The sequence below is a fragment of the Rhodococcus sp. GA1 genome (assembly GCF_024321955.1).
In the GTDB taxonomy this organism is placed as follows: domain Bacteria; phylum Actinomycetota; class Actinomycetes; order Mycobacteriales; family Mycobacteriaceae; genus Rhodococcus; species Rhodococcus pyridinivorans.
Genome location: NZ_CP097186.1, coordinates 2,267,053 through 2,282,499, shown reverse-complemented (window position 1 = coordinate 2,282,499; position 15,447 = coordinate 2,267,053). Strand labels below are relative to the sequence as shown.

At 66.7% G+C, this 15,447-nt stretch carries 16 protein-coding genes; 6 read left to right on the top strand and 10 right to left on the bottom strand.

Features of this window, described 5'->3' with window-relative positions:
- Positions 1 to 8: 8 nt before the first annotated feature.
- The 3 genes from M3330_RS10695 to M3330_RS10685 are packed head-to-tail and all read right to left on the bottom strand — an operon-like array spanning position 9 to position 1,740.
- Positions 9 to 1,169: a hypothetical protein gene (locus M3330_RS10695; RefSeq protein WP_255028726.1), complete on the bottom strand. Its 1,161-nt coding sequence runs from the start codon at positions 1,167 to 1,169 to the stop codon at positions 9 to 11.
- A complete protein-coding gene (locus M3330_RS10690; RefSeq protein ID WP_006553456.1) occupies positions 1,166 to 1,441 on the bottom strand; it encodes a hypothetical protein in 276 nt (91 codons plus the stop codon). The genes M3330_RS10695 and M3330_RS10690 overlap by 4 nt, the downstream gene beginning before the upstream one ends.
- Positions 1,438 to 1,740: an SAV_915 family protein gene (locus M3330_RS10685; RefSeq protein ID WP_255028725.1), complete on the bottom strand. Its 303-nt coding sequence runs from the start codon at positions 1,738 to 1,740 to the stop codon at positions 1,438 to 1,440. The genes M3330_RS10690 and M3330_RS10685 overlap by 4 nt, the downstream gene beginning before the upstream one ends.
- A 128-nt stretch (positions 1,741 to 1,868) precedes the next feature.
- Between M3330_RS10685 and M3330_RS10680 the strand changes: the two genes are divergently transcribed.
- Entirely contained in the window at positions 1,869 to 2,309 is a 441-nt protein-coding gene (locus tag M3330_RS10680) for a DoxX family protein (protein WP_033097834.1), read from the top strand.
- On the opposite strand, the gene M3330_RS10675 is transcribed toward M3330_RS10680, so the two are convergent.
- A complete protein-coding gene (locus M3330_RS10675) occupies positions 2,284 to 4,212 on the bottom strand; it encodes an arabinofuranosyltransferase (RefSeq protein WP_255028724.1) in 1,929 nt (642 codons plus the stop codon). The two genes, M3330_RS10680 and M3330_RS10675, sit on opposite strands and share 26 nt — an antisense overlap.
- A 156-nt stretch (positions 4,213 to 4,368) precedes the next feature.
- On the opposite strand from M3330_RS10675, the gene M3330_RS10670 reads away from it, so the two are divergent.
- Positions 4,369 to 4,689 (top strand): hypothetical protein, encoded by a 321-nt coding sequence (locus M3330_RS10670; protein WP_024102694.1) that lies wholly within the window; start codon positions 4,369 to 4,371, stop codon positions 4,687 to 4,689.
- Between the two features lie 60 nt (positions 4,690 to 4,749).
- On the opposite strand, the gene M3330_RS10665 is transcribed toward M3330_RS10670, so the two are convergent.
- Positions 4,750 to 5,511: a decaprenylphospho-beta-D-erythro-pentofuranosid-2-ulose 2-reductase gene (locus M3330_RS10665; protein ID WP_006553461.1), complete on the bottom strand. Its 762-nt coding sequence runs from the start codon at positions 5,509 to 5,511 to the stop codon at positions 4,750 to 4,752.
- Positions 5,511 to 6,935: an FAD-binding oxidoreductase gene (locus tag M3330_RS10660; RefSeq protein WP_019290337.1), complete on the bottom strand. Its 1,425-nt coding sequence runs from the start codon at positions 6,933 to 6,935 to the stop codon at positions 5,511 to 5,513. The genes M3330_RS10665 and M3330_RS10660 overlap by 1 nt, the downstream gene beginning before the upstream one ends.
- Positions 6,936 to 6,954: 19 nt before the next feature.
- Between M3330_RS10660 and M3330_RS10655 the strand changes: the two genes are divergently transcribed.
- On the top strand, positions 6,955 to 7,488 hold the full coding sequence (locus M3330_RS10655) for a GtrA family protein (protein ID WP_248846260.1): 534 nt from the start codon (positions 6,955 to 6,957) through the stop codon (positions 7,486 to 7,488).
- A 31-nt stretch (positions 7,489 to 7,519) separates the two neighbouring features.
- On the opposite strand, the gene M3330_RS10650 is transcribed toward M3330_RS10655, so the two are convergent.
- From M3330_RS10650 to rfbA, 3 genes are all read right to left on the bottom strand, one after another.
- Positions 7,520 to 8,401, bottom strand: coding sequence for a type IV toxin-antitoxin system AbiEi family antitoxin domain-containing protein (locus M3330_RS10650; RefSeq protein ID WP_039583431.1), 882 nt, complete (start codon positions 8,399 to 8,401; stop codon positions 7,520 to 7,522).
- 94 nt (positions 8,402 to 8,495) lie between these two features.
- Positions 8,496 to 9,077 (bottom strand): dTDP-4-dehydrorhamnose 3,5-epimerase, encoded by a 582-nt coding sequence (gene rfbC / locus M3330_RS10645; protein WP_255028723.1) that lies wholly within the window; start codon positions 9,075 to 9,077, stop codon positions 8,496 to 8,498.
- Positions 9,078 to 9,953: a glucose-1-phosphate thymidylyltransferase RfbA gene (gene rfbA, locus M3330_RS10640; protein ID WP_019290334.1), complete on the bottom strand. Its 876-nt coding sequence runs from the start codon at positions 9,951 to 9,953 to the stop codon at positions 9,078 to 9,080.
- A 33-nt stretch (positions 9,954 to 9,986) separates the two neighbouring features.
- On the opposite strand from rfbA, the gene rfbB reads away from it, so the two are divergent.
- From rfbB to M3330_RS10625, 3 genes are all read left to right on the top strand, one after another.
- Positions 9,987 to 10,994, top strand: a complete 1,008-nt coding sequence (rfbB, locus tag M3330_RS10635) for a dTDP-glucose 4,6-dehydratase (protein WP_247848290.1) — start codon at positions 9,987 to 9,989, stop codon at positions 10,992 to 10,994.
- Positions 10,995 to 11,137: 143 nt separating this feature from the next.
- Positions 11,138 to 13,042: a glycosyltransferase gene (locus M3330_RS10630; RefSeq protein WP_006553469.1), complete on the top strand. Its 1,905-nt coding sequence runs from the start codon at positions 11,138 to 11,140 to the stop codon at positions 13,040 to 13,042.
- A 3-nt stretch (positions 13,043 to 13,045) separates the two neighbouring features.
- The gene (locus M3330_RS10625) at positions 13,046 to 14,551 is read left to right on the top strand and encodes a glycosyltransferase family 39 protein (protein ID WP_006553470.1); all 1,506 of its coding nucleotides are present in this window, start codon (positions 13,046 to 13,048) and stop codon (positions 14,549 to 14,551) included.
- Here the strand turns inward: M3330_RS10625 and M3330_RS10620 are convergent.
- A complete protein-coding gene (locus M3330_RS10620; RefSeq protein WP_006553471.1) occupies positions 14,539 to 15,387 on the bottom strand; it encodes an ABC transporter permease in 849 nt (282 codons plus the stop codon). The two genes, M3330_RS10625 and M3330_RS10620, sit on opposite strands and share 13 nt — an antisense overlap.
- Between the last annotated feature and the right edge of the window lie 60 nt (positions 15,388 to 15,447).

Sequence of the window (15,447 nt, the reverse complement as noted above, 5' to 3'; positions counted from 1 at the left end):
TCTCGTCCTCAGAACAGGTTTCCAGCCCAGCGCGCCGCCGAACCGACGGCACCGGATATGTCGTCCCAGTGTTCGATTACTTCGCCCACACCAAACGCGACACCGACCCCGGCGCCGACCGCAAGCAAAGTGACGGGACCACCGGCCGCACTTGCAAGAATCAACTCGGTTGCAACCGTTCCAGCGACGAATCCACCGACATCCTTTGCGACCGCCTTTACGGCATCTCCCGTTGTTTCGGCATTCATGACGTCGCCATATGTCTGGGCGGCGGTCAAAATTCCACCCACGACAGGAACTTTCGACCCGAAATGCGCCAGTTCGGTCCCTTTAGGGATATGTTCGCCGAAACTGCTGCCAAGAAATCGGATGACCTTGTTGTCACCGAGCCCGGCAAGCAGTCGAGAGTTCTCCGCAGCGAATCGTGCAGCATCGTCCGCACCCCCTTGGAAGGCCCGAACAGCCCTGGCCGCAGTAGCTTCTGGGTACGGATCACCCAACCGCGCCGCTTCCGCGGCAAGCTCACGCAGCCGGGCGAGCGTCGCACCTCGCGTAGCGGCTTCGTCGCCCCATTTCGACAGCTCGGAGACTGTCGTCGCTATGTATCCGCCCACGGAATGGGCCAAGAGCCATCCCCACTGGGCTTCTGCGTCCTTCAGAATTGTCGTCGGGCCGCGCAAGGCTTCCGCGAGCGCGCTGTGCGCCCCGGTTTCGGCCGCGCGACCTTCCGCAACGAGCCCCGCAGCCGCCTCGTAGGCTGCGATCTGCTTCGTCCGAAAAACCTGGGGTGCAATGTCGTACGAGTTCGGATCGACGTTGAGTGGCTCACCGATCCCGACGCCGAACTCCACGGGAATACCGGCTTCCGCCGCTGTCGCCTCGGCCTGCGACATGCGTGACCGGGCGGTGACGAGTCCGTCGGCGAATGCGCGCAGGGCAGCGGCGATCACGTCGATCTGGTCTGCGGCCTCGGTCGTCCCCGTGATGACGCGGTCGAGCGTCGTGCGGAACGCATCTCCCGCAGGGCTTCTGAATTCGTACTCGGACTCGGTGCGTCCGTCGCGCGCGACCTTCAGTCGGTCGTGCACACCCGTGGCGAGGGCAGTGAGCGAATCCGCGCATGCGTAGCAGGAGGTGGGGTCGCCGAAGACTCGGGTGTCGAGGCTCATCCCTCACCGGCCTTCGCCATCTCCTGAGCAGTGTGCGACTCGGCGTCCTGGTAGGCGCGCAGACTGTCCTGGGTGGCGTCCGCTGCGTTGGCCAGCGACCGGACCGCCGCGTCCAGCGCGGAAGCAATCGACCCGAGAGCGTCGACGAGCAGTGCGGTGGCGGCACCCGCGTCGGGTATCGGTGCGGGATCGGATCCGAGCTCGTCGATTCCCATTGCTCCGGTCGCCAGGAGCTTCGCGACCGTGTCGAGGTCACCGATGTCGATGCTCACCGGGTCGCTCTCCTGCCGAGCGGGTCCTCGAACGGACGGTCGTCGTCCGCGATCGGGGGTGGCGGTGGTTGTCGGCCGTCGAGCAGGACCACGTCGTACCCGGTGGTCCGGTGGATCTCCTGCAGCCCTGTGCTGTCGACGCCCATCCACGGCTGCTGCGGTCCGCAGCAGCGGGCCAGTTCCTTCGGTGAGGTGTAGGCGGGCAACGCCAGCCGGCCGTCGGGCAGTGTGCGCATCTCGAGCCGAACGTGCCCGGAACTGTCGCGGCGTCGGATCGGCACATACAGAAAGTCGCTCATCGAATCCCCCGATTCCGTCGTACCCCCCGTACGACTCGCCGCGACCTTACCGCAGCGGCGATGAGTTTCCGGCTCCTGCCCGGTCGGTATCTGCGACAGCACCGCTGCCCACCTACCAGGAGGCCGTCATGAACACCTTCACCGCATCCACCACCGGCACCCGCGACGACATCACCGCGGCACCCTCACGCGCCGCTCGCATCGCAGGCCTGATCGTCAGCGGTCTCGTCGTCCTGTTTCTGCTGTGGGACTCGATCATCCACATCGCCAACGTTTCGCAGGTGCAGGAAGCGATGGCCGATCTCGGGTTCGACCCGAGCCTCAACCGGGTGTTCGGCGTGGTCCTGCTGATCTGCCTGATCGCCTACGTCCTGCCGCCCACCGCGATCCTTGGCGCCGTACTCCTCACCGGCTATCTCGGTGGTGCTGTCGCGACGAATCTGCTCACCGAACAGCCGATCGTCAGCACGACTCTCTTCCCGATCTACACCGGAATTCTGGTATGGGGTGGATTGTGGTTGCGCGACACCGGAGTTCGTCGCATCATGCCGGTTCGCCCGTCGCGGTGACGATGACGAACGGCCCCACCTCGGTCACGGTGAATCGGGGATCGTCGAACAGTTCCTTGGGGAAGGTCACCGTGTACCGCCGCACATTGGGATCGTTCGGGTAGACGTCCTCGGCCAGACGCAGCGTGTAGCCCTCGGCGCCCTGTCGGAAGACGACGGCGTCGGGGGCTCTCCACGGCAGCTCCTCCCAGGCGGCGAGCAGTTCGCCGGGGGAGGAGAGTTCCGACCACTCCTCGATCGCTGCGGCCCGCGCGGAGAAGTCCGCCAGCGGGTTGGCGTAGTGCGAGGTCAGGGCCTGGAAACCGAAGTACGGGTAGTAGGCGAGGAAAGACGTGTCGGCCGTGAGGACCACGTGGTCGTCACGCTCGCCGCCCAACTGCGACAGCAGGACGTCGTCCACCTCGGCGTAATAGGACGCGGCACCAGCGGGTCGCTGATCGGCGCGTTCGCCCGACCCGTCGGTATCGGTGTAGGCGACGGTGATCTCGCCGGCGAGTACCTGCGGAATGTTCTGCGCGAACGCCAGCGCACCCAGAGCCCCCACTGCCACGAGCACCCTGCGCACGCGCGGATTCTCGCTGGTAGCCAGGCTGATCCACCGCGAGAAGTCGACGAAGGCGAATGCGCCTGCCGCAGCGAGCAGTACGAGCAGGATCACCTCGAGCCGGAACGCGAGCAGGGTGTTGCCCACAGCGGTCGACGCCATCGACGCGAGGTACCAGAGGTAGACCGCGATCACCCCGAGGCCGAGCGCCTGCGCCCGATGCGACGACGACGCCCGGCCCACGAGCCACACGGTGCCCAGCAACGACAACAGTCCGATCAGGGACATGTGGAACATCGGAAACGGCAGTCGCGCACCGGCATCGGGGAGATAGTGGGTCGCTGTCCCGGACTCGGACGGGGGATTACCGCCCAGCACGTCGAACACGAACGGCGCCCACACGATCAACGCGACGAGCACCGCGATCGACGCCATCACCACGAGACGGACGAGCACCGGGAGGACCGCCCGCCACGACCCGGTGGCGCGACGCGCGAGGTACGCCGCGACGACGGCCATCACCGTCACCGCGAACGCCGCGATACCGAGATAGAGGGTGTAGAAGGTCGCGGCGAGACCGAGGAACAGGCCCGTCCCCACGACGGCACCCCAACCCTGTCGTCCCCGGCCACCGCGTGTAGCGGGTAGGAAACCACCCCAGGCCAGCACCAACGCCGGCGCGACCAGCACGGCGATCACCGCTCCGTAGGGTTCCGGCGAACCGTAGGCCAGCACGACCAGCGTCGTCGCGGTGGCGGCGAGCACCGCCAGATCGGAGCGGACCAATTCGGACCACAGCACCAGCGCGACGACCGCCGCGACCGCCAGCGAGCCGATCGCATACGGCTTGAACGCTTCCCAGCCGTCCATACCCAGCAGATTCGCGACACGGCCACCGATCCAGAACCACCCGGCCGGATAGAACGACGGCAGGTCGGCGTAGTTCATGTCGCGCAACGCCGCGCTGTCCGTCAGTCGCGTGAGGAACTGGGTGCGGAACTCCTGGTCGACGGAGATGCCGTGCAGGTAGAGGCGGGTCGCGGCGAGCGGCATCCCGAGGGTCGCGGTGACCAGGCCGGACAGCGCCGCCCACGACAGCACCCGCGCCCCCGTCACCCATCTGCGGCGACGCAACAGATAGATCGACAGGCCGAGCACGGCGAGTGCCGCGAACTGCATCACGGTGGTGACGGCCTGCGTCACGTTCGACGAATTGAACGCCGGCCACTGCACACGGTCGAAAGCGAACAGCCCCACCGCGGCGACGAGTGCTGCGACGAGCGCTGCGCAGACGAACTGCACGAGCGTCGAGACGGCACGGCGTAACGGGGCTACTGCTACAGGAGTGTCGGCGAGCACCCCACGAGCATAGAGATGCGTCCGCGAGACGAGTGGTGGCCCGATCCGCGCCGCAAAAACGCCGCCGTCCACCGGTCGGGACCTTCATCCTGGAAGTTGCGTCGGGAAACCGGGCTGTCGGTACGGCCCGGGGAATCCGAACGGAAGGCTCAGATCATGACAGGTAAAGCGGTTCGTGCGGCCCTTGCAACGCTCGCGACGGCACCTCTCCTCGTCTTCGGGGCGGCGCAGGCCTCGGCGTATCCGGTGATCGAACCGGGTGCGCCCGGCGGTCCCATCGACGGCCGGTTGTACGACCACCACGGCGTCGATCCCTACCAGTGCATCGTCGTCGGGGCGCCGGGTGTCGGCTACGCGACGAACGAGGCGGGGCAGGACGGCATCGTGAACGGTGTCTTCGTGAACGAAGGGTCGATCAACCACTGGTGCTACGGGCCGCCCGGGATGATCCACAGCGGAACCGGCTACGTCCGGTAGACCCCGAAAAGACGACTGCCCCGCCGAAACGGGTCCGGCGAGGCAGAGGGTGCACGTCTGTCAGATCGGCAGCTTGCGGAAGATCGCGCGCGGCAGGTGACGCAGCACGATCATCACGAACCGGAAGGTGCCCGGCGCCCAGACGATCTCCTTGCCGCGATCGGAGGCCGCGACAGCGAGCTTCGCGACATCTTCCTTGTTCACGGTGAGCGGGGCCTCGTCGACATGCGCGCTGAACTGCGTGCGCACCTGGCCGGGGCGCACGACGGTCACGCGCGGCCCGAACGGGCGCAGCGCCTCACCGAGTCCGAGGAAGAAGCCGTCGAGGCCGGCCTTGGTGGAACCGTAGACGAAGTTGGCGCGCTTGACGCGCTCGCCGGCAACCGACGACATCGCGATGATGCGCCCGAAGCCCTGCGCCTTCATCTTCTCGCCCACCAGCACACCCACGGAGACCGCGGCCGTGTAGTTGACCTCCGCGACCCGCACGGCCTTGCTCTGGTTCTGCCACAGCTCCTCGGCGTCGGCGTCCAGACCGAAGGCGACGATCGCGATGTCGACGTCGCCGTCCTTCCACGCCTGGTCGATGACGGCCGGGTGGCTCGCCGTGTCGAGCGCGTCGAAGTCGATCAGGTCGACCTGCGTCGCACCCGCGGACTTCGCCTGGGCGACGGCGTCCTCACGACGCGGGTCGCCGGGCAGGGCCGCGAGGATCACGCGGGCCGGTGCCTTGCGGAGGTACTCCTCGACGATGGCCAGGCCGATCTCGGAGGTGCCACCGAGCAGCAGCAGGGTCTGGGGATTGCCGACGGCGTTGATCATCAGTGGAGTTCCAACCTTCTGGACATATCGGAGGCGAAGACGTTCGTGGGGTCGACGGAGCGGCGCACCTTCAGCCACTCGTCGATCCGCGGGTACATGGCGTGGAAGGTCTCCGCGTCGGTCCGCGAATCCTTCGCGGTGTAGAGGCGACCACCGAACTCGAGGACCCGCTTGTCGAGTTCGCGCACGAACTCGTTCAGGCCCGGCTTGATCCGGAAGTCGACGCAGATGTTCCAGCCGGGGATGGGGAAGCTGAGCGGAGCCTTGTTCCCTTCACCGAACAGCTTGAACACGTTGAGGAACGAGTGATGTCCCGACGCCTGGATGTCGCGGATGATCTTCTTGAACTCCTCGACCGCTTCCGGCGGCACCACGAACTGGTACTGCAGGAAGCCGTTGGGTCCGTAGCCGCGGTTCCACTCCCCGAACAGGTCGAGGGGGTGGTAGAACGCCGTCAGATTCTGGACCTGGTTGTCGGCGTTCTTCGTCTTCCGGTAGTACAGCTCACCGATCACCGAGAAGTTGAACTTGTTGGCCAGCCCGTTGGGGAATACGTCGGGCAGGGTCAGCAGGGTCGGCGCGTCGAACTTGAGCGGGTCCTTCTGCAGCTTCTTCGGCAGCTGGTCGAGCTTCGCGAGGTTGCCTCGGGAGACTGCGGCGCGGCCGAGCTTCGGCTCCGGCGAGATGGCGTCGAACCATGCGCTGGAGTAGTCGTAGTTCGCTTCCGAACCGTCGCTGTGCAGGGCGATCGTCTCGTCGAGAGACTCGGTGCGGCGGCTGTCGGCGATGAAGTACGCCGTCTCCGTGGGGGTCATCTCGATGGTCGCGCGCAGGATGATGCCTGTCAGACCCATTCCGCCCACGGTCGCCCAGAACAGCTTGGCGTTGCGCCCGGTGGGGGTGCACGTGCGGACCTGGCCGTCGGCGGTGAGCAGGTCGATGGACTTGACGTGGTTGCCGAAGCTGCCCGCGCTGTGGTGGTTCTTGCCGTGGATGTCGGCACCGATCGCACCACCGATGGTGACCTGGCGCGTGCCCGGCAGGACGGGCACCCACAGACCGAACGGCAGCGCGGCGCGCATGAGCTGGTCGAGGCTCACACCACCGTCCACCACGACCTTGCGGGAGTCACGGTCGATGCTGTGGATCTTGTTCAGCGCCGTCATATCGACGACGAGCCCGCCCGCGTTCTGCGCGGGGTCGCCGTAGGAGCGTCCGAGCCCGCGTGCGATCACGCCGCGCCGCAGGTGCGACGGCTTCGACTCGTTGTCTTCCGCGACCCGCGCGACCGCCTTGGCGATCACTTCGACGTCGGGGGTGGACAGCACCTCTGCGGTGGTCGGCGCAGTGCGCCCCCAGCCGGTCAGGGTGCGGGTCTGGGTGGGGAGCGGCTCGCTCGCCTGCTCCGTAGCTGTCGTGGACATCGGGATAAAGGCTACCCGTGTGTCCTGGTCACCCGGCAAGATGCTGTTGCTCACGGGCGTTACCCTCGTCTGCGTGCCGGAATCCCACGACCATGTGCAGCCGCTGCCGGAGCATCACGCCCCACTGGCTCCCGAACTGCCGTTGACCGATTCGACGGCCGACGAAGCGCTGGACCTGAAGACGCAGCTCACACGGTTCGTCCTGACCGGTGGGTTCTCGGCGATCGTCGACTACGGCCTGTACGTCCTGCTCATGGCACTGGGCGTCACGCGCGACGTCGCGAAGGCGCTGTCGTTCGTGGCCGGCACCACCACCGCCTACCTGATCAACCGCCGCTGGACCTTCAAAGCCCCGCCGAGCCGCGTCCGTTTCGCAGCCGTGGTGGTCCTCTACGCAGTGACGTTCGCCGCACAGGTCGGCATCAACCGCGTACTCAACGAAGCCCTCGGCGACGAGTGGTGGGTCACGCCCTTCGCCTTCGTCGTCGCCCAAGGCGTCGCGACGGTGATCAACTTCGTCGTCCAGCGCGTCGTGATCTTCCGCCTCCGCTGATTCGGGTGGATCCGACCCCGCTCAGCGGGGTTCAACCCACCGAAGTCCGATTCAGGGCCTGACGGATCTGCCGCACCACCTCGTCGGGTTCCTGGGTGATCGCGTGCCAGGTGAAGCGCAGCACGTGCCAGCCGGCGTTGATCAGGACGTTCTGCCTCTCGGCGTCGCGGCGGTGTCGCTCGGCGTCGCGGTGCCAGGCCCACCCGTCGATCTCGATCGCGACCCGCTCGGCGTCGAACACCACGTCGATCTCGAAGCCGCAGCTCATCGCGTGTGCCCGCCACCCGGTGAACCCCGCACCACGGAGTAGTCGGTGGAAGATGCGTTCGGCCTGGGAGTGGCCGCCTTCGCGAGCCGAGCACAACAGATGAGCGGCGCGGGGTGCGCCGTGACGCCCGAGATTCCTTCGATGTGCCTGCTCGAGTGCGGGTAGCGAGGTGTGACGCTGCAGCGCACGGTCCATGAGCACCGAACCCGTCGGCAGTTCGACGGCGGCTTCGAGCACTGTGAGTGGCAGCGCGGTGACCGGTACACCGCGCACTACGACGACGTCGCGTCGCTGGAGGTCGCGTCGGCGTACCCGCACCCCGTGGCGTCGGGCGAGGGTGCGCTTCTGCGGCACGGTCACGTAGCGGAGAGAAGGAGCGCGGTCGAGCAGTCCGTGCCACCATGCCGCGCTCGGTCCCCAGGCTGCCGCTTCCGGACCTGCGGCATAGACGGCTGCCCGTAGCGCCACGGCCGGCGTGCGTTCCCGATCGGCACGAAGGTAGACGCCGCGTGCGAGCGCGAGCCAGTCGCCGTTCTCGACTCGTCGGTCGACAGCGGAAGCGCTCATTCCGCAGTCCAGTGCTTGCACGCGAGTGATGACGCCGTCCTGAGCGGCCATGATGCGGTACGCGTTTCGCAGGTTCATATCCGGTTCGACGCAGTGACCGCGGTTCCGGTTCCGTACCGATCGATTTGTGTGGATCCAACCCCGGAAACCGGGGTCGAATCCACACAAATCGTCAGAAGCTCGGGAGACGATCCGCTTCGCGGGCGTCGGCCAGGGTGGGTGCCACCCGATCCTTGGCGGACAACTCGTACTCGAGCGGTCGGCCGTCGGCACCTGTTGTGGGCCAGTCGATCCCGATCTCCGGATCGAGGGGGTGCACCTCGTGCTCGCGGTCGGGGTTGTAGCCCGTCGAGCACAGGTAGACGACGGTCGAGTTGTCCTCGAGGGCAAGGAAACCGTGGCCGAGGCCCTCGGACAGGAAGATCGCGCGTCGGTCCTTCGTGTCGAGCAGCACCGAATCCCACTGCCCGAAGGTCGGCGACCCCACCCTCAGGTCGACGACAACGTCGAGCACCGACCCCGACACGCACGTGACGTACTTCGCCTGTCCGGGAGGCACATCCGCGTAGTGGATGCCGCGCAGTACTCCGGCGGCGGAGACCGAGCAGTTCGCCTGCGCCAACTCCAGGGGTCGGCCGGCAGCGTCGACGAAGGTCTCCTGCTTGAACCATTCGAGGAACACGCCCCGGTCGTCGCCGAACTGTTTCGGCGTAATCTCCCACGCCCCGGCGACCTTCAGTTCGCGGTAGTGCACCTAGCGGTCCTTTCCTCGTTCGAGCAGATCCAGCAGGTAGCTGCCGTAGCCCGACTTCACCAGCGGCTCGGCCGCGGCGCGCAGTTGCTCGTCGTCGATGAACCCGAGACGCCACGCGACCTCCTCGGGCGCACCGATCTTCAATCCCTGGCGTTGTTCGATGGTGCGCACGTAGTTCGACGCGTCGAGCAGCGAGTCGAAGGTGCCGGTGTCGAGCCAGGCGGTACCGCGCGGCAACACCTCGACCTGCAGTTTCCCCGCTTCGAGATAGGTGCGGTTGACGTCGGTGATCTCCAGTTCGCCGCGCGCCGACGGCTTCAGCGACCGGGCGATCTCGACGACGTCGTTGTCGTAGAAGTACAGCCCGGGCACCGCGAAGTTCGACTTCGGGTCGTCGGGTTTCTCCTCGAGCGACAGGGCGCGGCCGGTGGAGTCGAACTCGATCACCCCGTAGGCCGACGGATCGGACACCCGGTACGCGAACACCGCACCACCGTCGATGTGAGCGAAGCGCTTGAGCTGGGTGCCGAGGCCGGGGCCGTAGAAGATGTTGTCGCCGAGGATCAATGCGACCGGCTCGGTTCCGATGTGGTCGGCGCCGAGCACGAAGGCCTGTGCCAGGCCGTCGGGTGAGGGTTGGATCGCGTAGGTGATGTTCACGCCGAACTGCGAACCGTCGCCGAGCAACCAGCGGAACTGTCCGGCGTCGTGCGGGGTGGTGATCATGAGGATGTCGCGGATCCCGGCGAGCATGAGCGTCGAGAGCGGGTAGTAGATCATCGGCTTGTCGTAGACGGGCACGAGTTGCTTGCTCACGCCCTGGGTGATCGGATGCAGACGCGAGCCCGTCCCACCCGCGAGGATGATTCCGCGCATGTCGGACAGTCTCGCATGAGTAGGCTTGCGCCAATGAGGCTGCTCGTCACCGGTGGTGCCGGTTTCATCGGCGCGAACTTCGTCCATCAGACCGTCGCGGAACGACCCGACACGCAGGTCACCGTGCTCGACAAGCTCACCTACGCCGGCAACCGCGCCTCCCTCGACCCCGTCGCCGACACGATCACCTTCGTCGAAGGTGACATCGCCGACGCCGAGCTGGTCGACCGGCTCGTCGCCGACACCGATCTGGTGGTGCATTTCGCCGCCGAATCCCACAACGACAACTCCCTGGCGAACCCCGCACCGTTCGTGCAGACCAATCTCGTGGGCACCTTCACCCTGCTCGAGGCCGTCCGCAAGTACGACGTGCGTTATCACCACATCTCCACCGACGAGGTCTATGGCGACCTGCCGCTGAACGATCCGATCAAGTTCACCGAGACCACCGCCTACAATCCGTCGAGCCCCTATTCGTCGACGAAGGCCGGCTCGGATCTGCTGGTGCGCGCCTGGGTGCGTTCGTTCGGCGTCCGCGCGACCATCTCCAACTGCTCGAACAACTACGGCCCCTATCAGCACGTGGAGAAGTTCATCCCCCGCCAGATCACCAACGTGCTCACCGGTGTGCGCCCGAAGCTCTACGGCACCGGCACCAACGTGCGGGATTGGATCCACGTCGACGACCACAACAGCGCCGTGTGGACGATCATCGAACACGGGCAACTCGGGGAGACCTATCTGATCGGCGCGGACGGGGAGACCGACAACCGCACCGTCGTCGAAACCGTCCTCGAGCTGTGCGGCAAGGGCCGTGACGAGTTCGATTTCGTCACCGACCGCCCCGGCCACGACCTGCGGTACGCCATCGACGCGACCCGACTGCGCACCGAACTGGGCTGGCAGCCCCGCTACCGCGACTTCCGTGAGGGGCTGGCCGCGACCATCGACTGGTACCGCGCCCACGAGCAGTGGTGGACGCCACAGAAACAGGCCACCGAGGCCGCCTACAGGCGCGTCGAGCGCGTTCTGGGCCGATAACCCGCGCCGTTCGGGGTAGTCCCGGCACAATTCGCGAATGGGTCGAAACACCGGTAGTCGACGCACACAACCATGGAGCTCCTGTTTCCGCTGCTACTGTCGCATCGAAAACAGCGGATCGACCACGAGCGGGGAGTAGCCCGATGGAGCAGGCAGCTGCCGGCGACACAAGCACGATCGGACATGAGGCGGACACACTGGACGAGGTTCTCACCGAACCGGTGCGTCGCGACCGGCTGATCGTCCAGCGCGGTGTCTTCGCATCTCTGTCGCCGCGCGTGCCGGAGAAGATGTACGTCCACACGAAGGGTGGCGCGGCGTCCGACCGCTACGGGCTGCAGCTCGCCGACGGCGCGACCGCCCACACCAACACCTATTTCGGCCGCTTTCCCGCGACGTTCTGGCAGCGCTGGACCGACGTCAAGACCGTGAACCTGCAGCTCACCTACGGCTGCTCCGGTACGGCTGAGTTCACCGTGTGGGCGTCCGATGCACGCGGACGCGAGCGGATCGTGACGGTCGAGACGGTGTCGGGTTCGGGCGAGCTCGACCTCGAGCTGCCGATCGAACGGTTCGTCGACGGCGGTGCGATGTGGTTCTCCATCGATGCCGGCAACGGATCGGTGCTCGTCTCCGACGCGCGCTGGACGGTCGCCGCTCCCGAGCACCTGCGTCCCGCGGCTGTGGTCATCTGCACGTTCAACCGCGCCGACGACTGCACCGTCACCGTCGGCACTCTCGCCTCGGACGACGGGGCGATGGCCGACATCGAAGCGGTGTGCATCGTCGACCAGGGCACCGACCAGGTGCGCTCGCGCTCGGCGTTCGCCGAGGTCGCCGACAAGCTCGGCGACAAGCTCATCTACCTGACCCAGCCGAATCTCGGTGGTGCGGGTGGCTTCTCGCGCGGAATGTACGAGATCACCGGTTCCGCCAAGGCCGAGCACGCCAACGTCATCGTCATGGACGACGACATCCTGTGCGAACCCGAATCGGTGTTGCGTCTCAACGCTTTCGCGAACATGACGGTGCAGCCGACGATCGTCGGTGCCCAGATGCTGTCGCTGAGCAATCCCCAGGTCCTGCACGTCTCGGCCGAGCGTGAGGTGCTCGACGAGATCACCGCCGGCGCACTGACTCCGGGTGCGCGCATGGGCATCGACCTCGTGAAGAAGAAGCAGGACATGCGTTTCGACGCCGGCTGGAACGGCTGGTGGACCTGCCTGCTGCCCGCCGAGATCATCGCCGACTGCGGTCTGCCCATCCCGCTGTTCTTCCAGTGGGACGACATCGAATACGGCATCCGTGCCCGGTACGCGGGGCATCCGACGGTCACCCTGCCCAATGCGGGTGTGTGGCATGCCGACTTCTATCTCAAGGACTACGACGACTGGGCGCGCTATTTCAGCATCCGCAACGGCCTGATCGTCTCGTCCATCTACGGGCGCTTCGACGGTAACGACATGTCGAAGTACCTGTTCCGCAAGATCAGTGAGCTCATCGTCTCGATGCAGTACGGTCTCGCCGCGACCTTCATCAAGGCTGCGGAGGACTTCCTCGCCGGACCGGACTTCCTTTACGACGGCGGCCAGTCCGTGCTGAAGGAACTGCGCGAACTGCGCGACCGCTATCCCGAGACGAAGCCGCTTCCGGCCGCGCAGGTGGGCAAGGAATCCGATCCGCACACGCAGATGTCGGTCTGGCAGTTCGAGCCCGACAAGAAGCGCGAGGGCCTGGTGCTGCTCAAGCGTGCCGTGCAGCAGTTCGCCGGCAAGGTCGACCGCCGGACGGTCACCGTTCCCGCTCACTTCGCATCGTGGTGGCACGTGTCGTTGTTCGACAAGGCCGTCGTCACCGACGCCTCGCAGAACGCCGTGCGGGTGCGTCACCGCGACAAGGACACCGCCGTCGACCTCGCGAAGCAGGCCGCGAAGGTGTGCTGGCAGCTTCGCAAGGAAGCGCCCCGGATGAAGACGGTCTGGCAGGAAGCGCTCCCCAAGCTCACGAGCCGCGAGAACTGGGCGCGCCTGTACGGCATCGACGGGTAGACCGTGAGGGCATGGTCGTTTCCCCTGCTGATCGGGGTTGCGACCGTGCTCGTCGCAGGGGCGTTCTCGTGGGTCCCCTCGCTGTGGTGGGACGAGGCCGCCACCATCTCGAGTGCCGACCGGTCGGTCGAGGGGATGCTCCGCGTCCACACCCGGATCGACGCCGTCCACGGCCTGCACAATCTGCTGCTGCACTACTGGTTCTCCCTCGTGGGCGTCGACGAGTTCACCGCCCGCCTGCCCGGTGTGCTCGCGCTCGGGGTGGGTGCCGCAGCCGTCACGGCGACCGGCCAGGTGCTGGCGGGTCGTCGCGTGGGGATCGCCGCCGGGGTGCTGTTCGCGCTGTCGCCGCGGGTGACCTGGGCGGCCACCGAAGCGCGGTCCTATGCCTTCGCTGCGGCGCTGGTCGCGGTGTTGTCGCTGCTGGTCGCGCTCGGCTGCGCGACCGGCCGTAGACGGTGGTGGGCGCTGTACGCCGTCGTCCTGCCGGTCGCGACGGTGATGTTCGTGTACTCCGCGACGGTCGTTGTCGCGCATCTCCTCACCGTGCTGGTCCGTGGTCGTGGGCGCGGTGCGTTCCTGTTGTCCGCAGGGGTGGGCGCGGCCTTGTCGACACCGTTCGTCCTGCTCGCCTATTCGCAGGCCAAGCAGGTCGCCTGGATTCCTCCGCTCGACTCGACGATCGTCCGCACGATCGCTCTCGATCAGTGGTTCCCGCAGGCCCCGTGGACGGCCGCCTTGTTCGCCGCGATCGTCGTCGCCGGGGTGATCGTCGCGTGCCGTCGTGGCGCGGAGCTTGGGGAGCGGACCCTGCTGTGGCTCGCTGTGCCGGGTTTCGCCGTGCCCATGGTGCTGTTGCTCGGCTACTCGCTGCTCGAGGACAACATGTACCTCGAGCGCTATCTGTCGTTCACGGTTCCCGCGATGGTGCTGCTCGTGGGCTGGGCGGCGGCCCGCATCGCAACCCGCTGGTGGTCGATGCTCGTGGTGCTGACTGCGGTCGCCGTCAGCGTTGCGCCGGCCTACGTGCAGCAGCGACAGCCGTTCGGCAAGGCCGGCGGGATGGACTACAGCGTGATCGCCGACCGGCTGGTCGAACGCTCCGAACCCGGCGACTGTGTCGCTTTCGAACCGCGCGTCTCGTGGGCACCGACCTCACTGCGCGCGGTCGTTGACGCCCGGCCCGACGCGGTGGCAGGACTCGACGACGTGGGGCTCGGCTACGACGCCGTCGACCGCGTGAACCTGTGGTCGACCGACGCTCCGCCGCCGGAACTCGCCCGACGCGCGGCGGCTCGATGCGAGGTGCTGTGGGTGGTCGCCGACGGCGAGCGCGAGACCGGCTTCCGGGTGTGGCACCCGAACAACGTGTGGTGGCGGTTCGAACCCCACCGGTTCACCGAGACCGACACCTACCGGGAGCTCGAGGCCGTCGGTTTCCGGATCACCGACCGGGAGCCGATCCACCGTTCACAGCTGGTCCGGCTCGAACCGGCTCAGACCCAGTAGGCGACGCGCGAGCGGTAGTTGCGCAGCGCGAGCAGGGCGATACCCCAGCCGACGACGGTGATGATCAGGACGATGACCCAGTGGTAGAGCTGCTGGTCGCCGCCGAGCAGTGGGGTCCGCACGATGTCGAGGAAGTGGTAGAGCGGGTTGATCTCCGCGATCCGCGCCCGCCCCTCGTTGCCGGTGCCCTCGAGCGTCTTCTCCGTCCAGATGATCGGTGTCATGAAGAACAGCAGCTGGACGATGCTGCCGAGCAGCGGCGCGATGTCGCGGTAGCGCGTGGCGAGGATGCCGAACACCAGCGACACCCACACCGCGTTGATCGCGATCAACGCCAGCGCCGGGATGGCGAGGAAGGCCGTCCAGTACAGCTGACGTGGGAAGAAGATGAAGATGCCGATGTAGATGACGATGTTGTGCGCGAACAGGATCATCTGCCGCCACACCAGCCGGTAGACGTGCACACTGAGCGGCGTCGGCAGCTGTTTGATCAGGCCCTCGTTGGACATGAACACGTCCGCGCCCTCGAGGATGGACCCCTGGATCAGGTTCCAGATGATGAAGCCGAGCGCGACGTACGGCAGGAACTCCGGGACATCGAGGTTGAACAGCGTGCCGTAGAGCACACCCATCGCGATCGCCGACACACCCGTGGCGATCGTGATCCAGAACGGGCCGAGCACCGATCGGCGGTAGCGCTGCTTGATGTCCTGCCAGCCGAGCAGCAACCACAGTTCGCGGTGGTTGAAGCCTTCGCGCAGATCCTGGAACGCGCGCCGGAACGAACGTGAGGACGACTCGATGGGTTCGTCGTCGACGGTGAGGGCATCAGACACGGGTCCCGAGCCTACCCGCGGCGTAAATGTGACCTGCCGGGGCGCGGGGTCGACGGGACC

What these genes read in the sequence shown, in the direction of transcription:
- M3330_RS10680 (WP_033097834.1), top strand. Translation starts at nt 1,869, where the DNA reads ATGAACACCTTCACCGCATCCACCACCGGCACCCGCGACGACATCACC.
- M3330_RS10630 (WP_006553469.1), top strand. Translation starts at nt 11,138, where the DNA reads ATGGAGCAGGCAGCTGCCGGCGACACAAGCACGATCGGACATGAGGCG.
- rfbA (WP_019290334.1), bottom strand. Translation starts at nt 9,953, where the DNA reads ATGCGCGGAATCATCCTCGCGGGTGGGACGGGCTCGCGTCTGCATCCG.
- M3330_RS10695 (WP_255028726.1), bottom strand. Translation starts at nt 1,169, where the DNA reads ATGAGCCTCGACACCCGAGTCTTCGGCGACCCCACCTCCTGCTACGCA.
- M3330_RS10670 (WP_024102694.1), top strand. Translation starts at nt 4,369, where the DNA reads ATGACAGGTAAAGCGGTTCGTGCGGCCCTTGCAACGCTCGCGACGGCA.
- M3330_RS10665 (WP_006553461.1), bottom strand. Translation starts at nt 5,511, where the DNA reads ATGATCAACGCCGTCGGCAATCCCCAGACCCTGCTGCTGCTCGGTGGC.
- M3330_RS10650 (WP_039583431.1), bottom strand. Translation starts at nt 8,401, where the DNA reads ATGAACCTGCGAAACGCGTACCGCATCATGGCCGCTCAGGACGGCGTC.
- M3330_RS10685 (WP_255028725.1), bottom strand. Translation starts at nt 1,740, where the DNA reads ATGAGCGACTTTCTGTATGTGCCGATCCGACGCCGCGACAGTTCCGGG.
- M3330_RS10660 (WP_019290337.1), bottom strand. Translation starts at nt 6,935, where the DNA reads ATGTCCACGACAGCTACGGAGCAGGCGAGCGAGCCGCTCCCCACCCAG.
- rfbB (WP_247848290.1), top strand. Translation starts at nt 9,987, where the DNA reads ATGAGGCTGCTCGTCACCGGTGGTGCCGGTTTCATCGGCGCGAACTTC.